General features: G+C 61.1%; 5 protein-coding genes and 2 pseudogenes. 1 reads left to right on the top strand and 6 read right to left on the bottom strand.

The features are described from left to right. Positions 1 to 151: 151 nt before the first annotated feature. Positions 152 to 307 (top strand): annotated as a pseudogene (fliE, locus tag F4U94_RS23565) (flagellar hook-basal body complex protein FliE); the annotation flags it as partial. Positions 308 to 663: 356 nt separating this feature from the next. On the opposite strand, the gene F4U94_RS23570 reads toward fliE, so the two are convergent. The 6 genes and pseudogenes from F4U94_RS23570 to F4U94_RS23595 form a co-directional block, all read right to left on the bottom strand. Then, on the bottom strand, positions 664 to 1,299 hold the full coding sequence (locus F4U94_RS23570) for a YybH family protein (RefSeq protein ID WP_239556198.1): 636 nt from the start codon (positions 1,297 to 1,299) through the stop codon (positions 664 to 666). A 73-nt stretch (positions 1,300 to 1,372) separates the two neighbouring features. Beyond that, a complete protein-coding gene (locus tag F4U94_RS23575) occupies positions 1,373 to 2,170 on the bottom strand; it encodes a (S)-acetoin forming diacetyl reductase (protein ID WP_088184705.1) in 798 nt (265 codons plus the stop codon). Between the two features lie 160 nt (positions 2,171 to 2,330). Beyond that, positions 2,331 to 3,359 carry an alcohol dehydrogenase AdhP gene (gene adhP, locus F4U94_RS23580; protein ID WP_037475973.1) on the bottom strand — a complete coding sequence of 343 codons (1,029 nt, stop codon included), beginning with the start codon at positions 3,357 to 3,359 and terminating at the stop codon, positions 2,331 to 2,333. A gap of 15 nt (positions 3,360 to 3,374) precedes the next feature. Beyond that, a complete protein-coding gene (locus F4U94_RS23585; RefSeq protein ID WP_037475975.1) occupies positions 3,375 to 4,766 on the bottom strand; it encodes an NAD-dependent succinate-semialdehyde dehydrogenase in 1,392 nt (463 codons plus the stop codon). 47 nt (positions 4,767 to 4,813) lie between these two features. Beyond that, positions 4,814 to 5,224: pseudogene (locus F4U94_RS23590) on the bottom strand (NAD(P)(+) transhydrogenase (Re/Si-specific) subunit beta); the annotation flags it as partial. 169 nt (positions 5,225 to 5,393) lie between these two features. Further along, positions 5,394 to 6,901 (bottom strand): vitamin K epoxide reductase family protein (locus F4U94_RS23595; protein ID WP_249042120.1); only part of this gene is annotated, 1,508 nt, incomplete at its 5' end.

The raw sequence follows: 6,901 nt of genomic DNA on the forward strand, positions 1-6,901 counted from the left end.
CCGCCCCAAAATCCAGAAAGGACAAATCACCCGCTTGACCCTGCTCGTCGCAGGCAGCACATCAACCACGCCCACCCGGGTCACTTCTCAATGAAAATCCCGGGTCACTTCTCAGTGCAACTCAACAATCAATGAAATCAACGCTCGCGCCGGAAAGTTGACGGTTGCCTATGAACGCGGCGAAGAGGTCGATATTGCAAAGGTAATGCTCGCGCGGCAGGAGTCGTCGATCGCGTTCGAGGCGACGTTGCAAGTTCGCAATAAGTTGCTTTCCGCGTATAAGGACATCATGAGCATGCCAGTCTAGCGAAAACCTTGTCGATCATATCATTGTAAGGAAGTCAGATACGAGCATCCCACCGTATCAGCTATGATGGGTTCAGATCGGCATCGAAGGGTATTCTGTTATGAGAAGATCGAGGGCGATTATCACAGCCATGTTTCTGTTACCTCTGGCCGTAACGGCTTGTGGCAGCAGCGAGGAAACGTCGGACATCTCCGAGGATCAGATGAACCATTATGCTGGCATACCGGAGCACGATCACCCGACGAATTCTACAAATGCGACACCGCAGTCGGCTACGCCGAATCCAGCGAAGAAGCAGTAGCGGCCATATTGCCGACCCCTGAAGCTGGGTCCGGGCGCAATGTGATCTTGACCGATCAGGAGCCTTTCGGCTTGCGAGCGCTACTGTGCATGCTGATGATCTTCCAGCTGCTCCCCGAGCGCGTTAAGACGCTGGTTGCGACGCCAATACGTTCGGCAACAGCCCCGTTCTTCGGCTCGATCCGATAGCGGTAGGTCTCGGTGGCAAGTGCGACCGGACCCTCAAAGCGAACCTTCACCTTGTAGTCGGAAAATGTAAACGACTTGAAGGCTGCCAGCTCTGGCCCAAGATGATGGGCGAGGTATGTCGCGTAGGTTCCCTCCGAGCCACCCGTTTCGAATATCTGGGAGTCGGCCGCGAAGAGTCGCTCTGTTCCTTTCGCATCGAGCTTTTCAATCGCCGCCTTGTACTGCGACAGTACTGCCTCCACGGCCTTCGTATCCGCGAAGCGCGATGCAGGCTGGGCGGCGACCGCGATCGGCATCGCCAGTGCTGTGGCCATTGCCACCCTAAACGCCAAAATCATGTTTCCCCCTTCAAAATGCCAGATGGTTGAGGCCGCCATGCATGAAGGCGCGCCCCAGGAACCCTTGTAGTTGTCTGGCGCACAAACCTTGAGGTGACGCCTTCTATCCGGAAGTTCGGTCCACACGAGCGGCTGACCGACCGCATTCAGGACCATTGCATGCATCGCATGCCTCCCAGCATCTGACAGCTGCACCAAGACGAGCCTGCCGAAACAGGATCGTCTTCGAACCTCTGCCTCAGTTAAAGACCATGCCGCCGTCGATAATCAGGGCTTGCCCTGTCATGTAATCCGAGTCCGGGCCAGCAAGGAAGGATACGCAGGCTGCCACGTCTTCCGGCTCAGAGATGCGCCCGAGCGTTACGTTCTTCGCCCATTGCTGCAGGCCCCATTCAAGGGTCTGGCCATTTTCATCAGCGACCTTCTGAGCAATGCCCTCCATCATGGGCGTGCGCACGATACCGGGACAATAGGCATTGCTGGTGATGCCAAGGGGTGCGAGATCCTTGGCTGCTGTCTGGGTGATGCCGCGGATCGCGAACTTGGTCGCGCCGTAAACCGCCAGATCGGGATTGCCAACCTGTCCCGCCTGTGACGAAGCATTGATGATCTTGCCGACGATATCGCCGGCCTTCTCGGGCTTACGTGCCTTGAAATGCTTGAGCGCCGCCTGGATGCCCCAATAGGTGCCGCCGACATTGACGTCGAACACCTTGTGGTAGATTTCGGGCGTGATCTCCTCGATCGGTGTGGTCGGTCCGAGGCCTGCGTTGTTCACGATGACATCGAGCCGGCCAAACCGCTGAACGACCGCATCCACCGCCTTGAAGACGTCATCGCGCTGAGCGACATCGACCTTGACCGCGAGTGCTTCACCGCCTGTAGCGATGATTGCATCGGCTGCCGCCTCTGCCGTTTCCGCATTATAATCGAGACAGCCGATGGCGAAGCCTTCCCGGGAGAGACGCACCGCGATGGCCAAGCCTATGCCCTGGCCGGCACCTGTGACGATTGCGACCTTCTTGCCAGTAGTCATGATAATCTTCCTTCGTCTGTTCAGGATGGCGCCTCTCCTCCACCGGCGCGTCTCCTCCCTCCTAAGGGTGAGAGGAGACGCGTTCAGAAAGGCAATTGACCTCCGGCCCCGGCGGTGACCGGCTGATCGACGAAGACACGCCCGATCGAAAAGCGGCTCGTTATTGCTCGAAATCGATGACGACGCGGCCCTGGATGTCGCCCTTGTGCATCCGGGAGAAGATGTCGTTGATGTTCTCGAGTTTGTCGGTTGAGATCGTGGCCTTCACCTTGCCGTCACCGGCGAAGTCCAAGGCTTCCTGTAAATCGAGCCGCGTCCCCACGATCGATCCCCGCACGGTCACGCCGTTCAGCACCGTGTCGAAGATCGGCAGCGGGAAGTCACCGGGCGGCAGGCCGTTGAGCGCGACCGTGCCGCCGCGTCCCACCATACCCATCGCCTGTTCGAAGGCCTTGGGCGACACGGCGGTGACCAACACCCCATTCGCGCCTCCGATCTGCTTCTTCACGAAAGCGATCGGGTCTTCCGAACGGGCGTTGACTGCCAACGTGGCCCCCAGCGACCGGGCGAGGTCGAGCTTCCTGTCATCGACATCGACGGCGACGACGTTGAGGCCCATCGCCTTGGCATATTGCACGGCGAGATGGCCGAGACCTCCGATGCCGGAGATCACCACCCAGTCGCCCGGTTTGGTGTCGGTTACCTTGAGGCCCTTGTAGACGGTGACGCCGGCGCACAGGATCGGCGCAATATCGACGAACGAAACGTTGCCGGGCAGATGCCCCACATAATTGGGATCGGCGAGAACATATTCGGCAAAGCTGCCGTTCACCGAATACCCGGTATTGTGCTGCTCCTCGCACAGCGTTTCCCAGCCGCCCAGGCAGTGCGTGCAATGGCCGCAGGCATCATATAGCCATGGCACGCCCACCCGGTCGCCCTCCTTGACATGCTTCACACCTGCGCCAACCGCGACCACATGTCCGACGCCCTCGTGACCAGGAATGAAGGGTGGATTGGGCTTGACCGGCCAATCGCCCTCAGCGGCATGCAGGTCGGTGTGGCACACACCGGTGGCTGCGATCTTGACGAGGATCTGGCCGGCGCCAGGTCGGGGCACCGCGACTTCCTCCATGACCAATGGCTTTCCGAATTCACGGACGACCGCGGCTTTCATCGTGCTTTCCATGGCGATGTTCCTCTCTCAGAAATGCGCGTCGATATCGACGACATCGATCAGCTTGTGATTGACGAACTCCTTGAGGCCGAGGCCCAGCAGTTCGCGGCCATAGCCCGAGCGACGGATGCCGCCGAACGGCAGGTCGGCCTCCACCTTAGTCGGGTGATTGACGAAGACCATGCCGGTGGAAATCCGCTTCGCCACTTCGGCGCCGTGGACAGGATCGGAGGTGAAGACGGAGCCGCCCAGGCCAAAGGGCGAGTCGTTGGCGATGCGCACGGCATCGTCCTCATCCTTCGCACGGAACAGCATCGATACCGGACCGAAGAATTCCCAATAACGGGCCGGATTGCCCTCATCGAGGTCGGTCAGAAAAGTTGGCTGCACGAAAGCCCCCTTGTTCGGCACTGTAGGACCGACTTCCTCAGCCTTGGCGCCCAGTTCGACGGCCTTGCGGATCTGTTCCTTGATGTCGTCGGCCGCCTTTTGCGAGGAGAGCGGCGCGAGAGTGGTGCCGGGGTCGGAGGGGTCGCCCATGACGAGCTTGGCTACGCCCTTGCGATAACCGTCGAGGAAGGTGTCGTAGACTTCATCGACGACGATCATGCGCTTGGACGAAACACAGACCTGGCCACCGTTCCAGTGCCGGCCGAAGACGGCCCAGTCGATCGTCTTGTCCATGTCGGCATCGGCGAGCACGACAAAGGCGTCGGCGCCGCCCAGTTCCATGGTCGACTTCTTGAGCGCCTTGCCGGCCTCGGATGCAACCACCGCGCCGGCAGCTTCCGAGCCAGTCAACGCCACGCCATGAACGCGCGGATCGTTGATGATGAGGTTGATCTGATCGCGCGTTGCATAGAGATTCTGGAACGCGCCTTCCGGCAGACCCGCTTCGTTCATCAGTCTCTCGAACGCCGCGGCGCTCTGCGGAACGTTCGAGGCGTGCTTGAGGATCAGCGTGTTGCCGGCCGAGAGTTGCGGCGCGAGAATGCGGGCAATCTGATAATAAGGGAAATTCCATGGCTCGATCGCCAGGAGGACGCCGAGCGGCTCGTGCACCAGCATCGCCTCGCCTTCGGCGGGATCGAGCACCGGCAGCTTCTCCGGCTTCAGCAGGTCTTCCGCATGCCGAACATAATATTCGAAGATCTTGGCGGAGAGTTCCACCTCGGCCTTCGCTTCGGCGACCAGCTTACCCATTTCCAGCGTCAGCAGGCGGGCAAAAGCATCGCTGTCCCGGCGCAGGATGTCTGCGGCATTCTGCAGGATACGGCCGCGCTCGGCGAAGGAGGTTTCGCGCCAACTGAGGAAAGCCGCGTCTGCTTTGTCCAGCGCGGTCTTCACCTCCTCGTCCGTTGCGTCGGGAAAGGTCGCAACAGTGTCTCCGGTATAGGGATTGATGGTCGCGTAGGTCATTGTCCATTCTCCTGTGGTGAATCAGATTTCGGGGGTAAGGGGTACGGTCACGCGCCGAGATCCTTCACGGCCTGCACCATCTGCGTCAGCACCGCCTGGGCATCCCCATAGACCATGCTGCAATTCTCGTTGAAGAAGAGCAGGTTCTCGACGCCGGAATAACCTTTGCCCTGACCGCGCTTGACGACATAGACCTGGTGGGCCTGGTCGGCATCGAGGATGGGCATGCCGTAGATCGGCGAGGATTTGTCGGTGCGTGCCGCCGGGTTGACGACATCGTTGGCCCCGATGACCAGCGCGACATCGGTGTTGGCAAACTCGGCGTTGATATCTTCCATATCGAAGATGATGTCATAGGGCACGCCGGCTTCGGCGAGCAGCACGTTCATGTGACCGGGCATGCGCCCCGCAACCGGATGGATCGCGAACTTCACGCCGACGCCTGCGGCCTGGAGCAGCTTCACGCGAACTCGTTCATCTCGGCATACTCGGCCGCTCTTGACCCGGCCATCGGCAACCGCACCGCCATAATCGACGGCCATATAACCGCCTGAATGACCCCCGGATAGAACTCGGTACCTGGACTGCGCCATGCTGTGCCCCTCCTCTCTGGAGGCGAGTAAGGCCTCAAATTACGTATTTGTCCCAGCTCGCATAATGTTCGGGGCTGCGCTTGCCGCGCGGCAGGCTGAGCCCGATGAGCGCGATTCCCACGACCACCGACACGATCGCCCCAAGGGGGCCGGCCCCTGTCAGCAGGAACGGGGCAGCGACGAGCCATGCCCCGAACGCGACATTGATGAAGCGGAGAGCGCGGGCCACCTCTGCGGTGGCAATGATCGCGACTGTGATCACGAGGGCGCCGACGACATGGTCGCTGTTCGCCATCTCGCCTTCGTTCCCCAGGATCACCCGCGTCAGCATCAGGAAGGCGCCGAGCACGATACTGGCCGCCAGCGTCCACGGCAGCGTCAGCCCGCGCTTCGCATCCGCCCAGAAGGTAGAAGGCGAGGCCATCACGTCGGATGCGTCCTCGGCCCCCGCCTCGACCGCGTCGCCCTGGAAGAAGGTGCGGATCAGCGGCTTGCCGCGGCGCTTCGCCCAGGCGAGGAACTGGCCCATGGCAATGACCTCGTCCAATGCGAACGGGATCATGATCAGCATGGCGAGCGCGGCGATCAGCGCCAGCGTGCTCCACGTGCCGATGACGATCGGCTGGCTGATGATGAAATAGATGCTGACGACGCCGAGCGGAATGACGAGAATGCCGAAGAAGGTCACCATCCACGGCATGGTCCGCCAGCGGTCGCGGGTGCCCATCACCGCCATAAGAATTTCGAGCACGTAGCTGACTGTACCAAGACCGCCGTCGGGGATCGGCCAAGCCTTCGACATGTCGGATGTAATGATCTCCTCGGTCCCATTACGCGGGTCGGCCAGCGATCCAGCAAAGAACGGCTCCCACACAGTATCGATGTGGCCTAACTGGTAGGCCGTCAGGATACGCGAGGTCAGAAGCCCAATCAGCGCCATGGCGACGATCGGCAGCCGCTGCGCGTCCGTCGATGGCGAATAGGTCCAGCCAGGCGGGATGTTCTTGGGGTCCATCATGCCCGCCATGCTCATGCCCGGCATCATTGGCACGAGCACCGACAGGGCGATCACGGCCGAGCCGATGAGCAGGTTGTTGTTGTACTGCGCGGCGCTCGGGCTCCAGAAGATCAGCGGCGCGAAGAACAGCCAGATGCCGATGAACGCGACAGCCCACTGCGCCCATGTCTTGGTGCGCGGGGCGAGCGACAGCGCGCCGAACAGCGCGATGGCGAGCCCGCTGACGACATCGCTGATAGCCAGTGCGCTGGCCCGCCATTCGATCGAAGGCAGCCCGCGATCGACGGTTACGAAACGCGCGGCTTCGCCGACGCTCTGCGTGGTCATGGAATCATAGATGAGCGGGCTGGAGGCGAGCCACAGACCGAGACCGATGTTGGCGTAAAGCGCCCAGCGTGCGCGGCGCTCATCGCGGTCCATCAAGGCCATGTGATCGCCGTGCCCGCCGTGGTCCGACATGGCCGCGACCGCGGCGCCGGACCCGTGCCCCATCGCCGCGTGGTCCATTTTGCTGTGATCCATCC

Source organism: Sphingobium limneticum (assembly GCF_008710155.1).
Lineage (GTDB): Bacteria > Pseudomonadota > Alphaproteobacteria > Sphingomonadales > Sphingomonadaceae > Sphingobium > Sphingobium limneticum.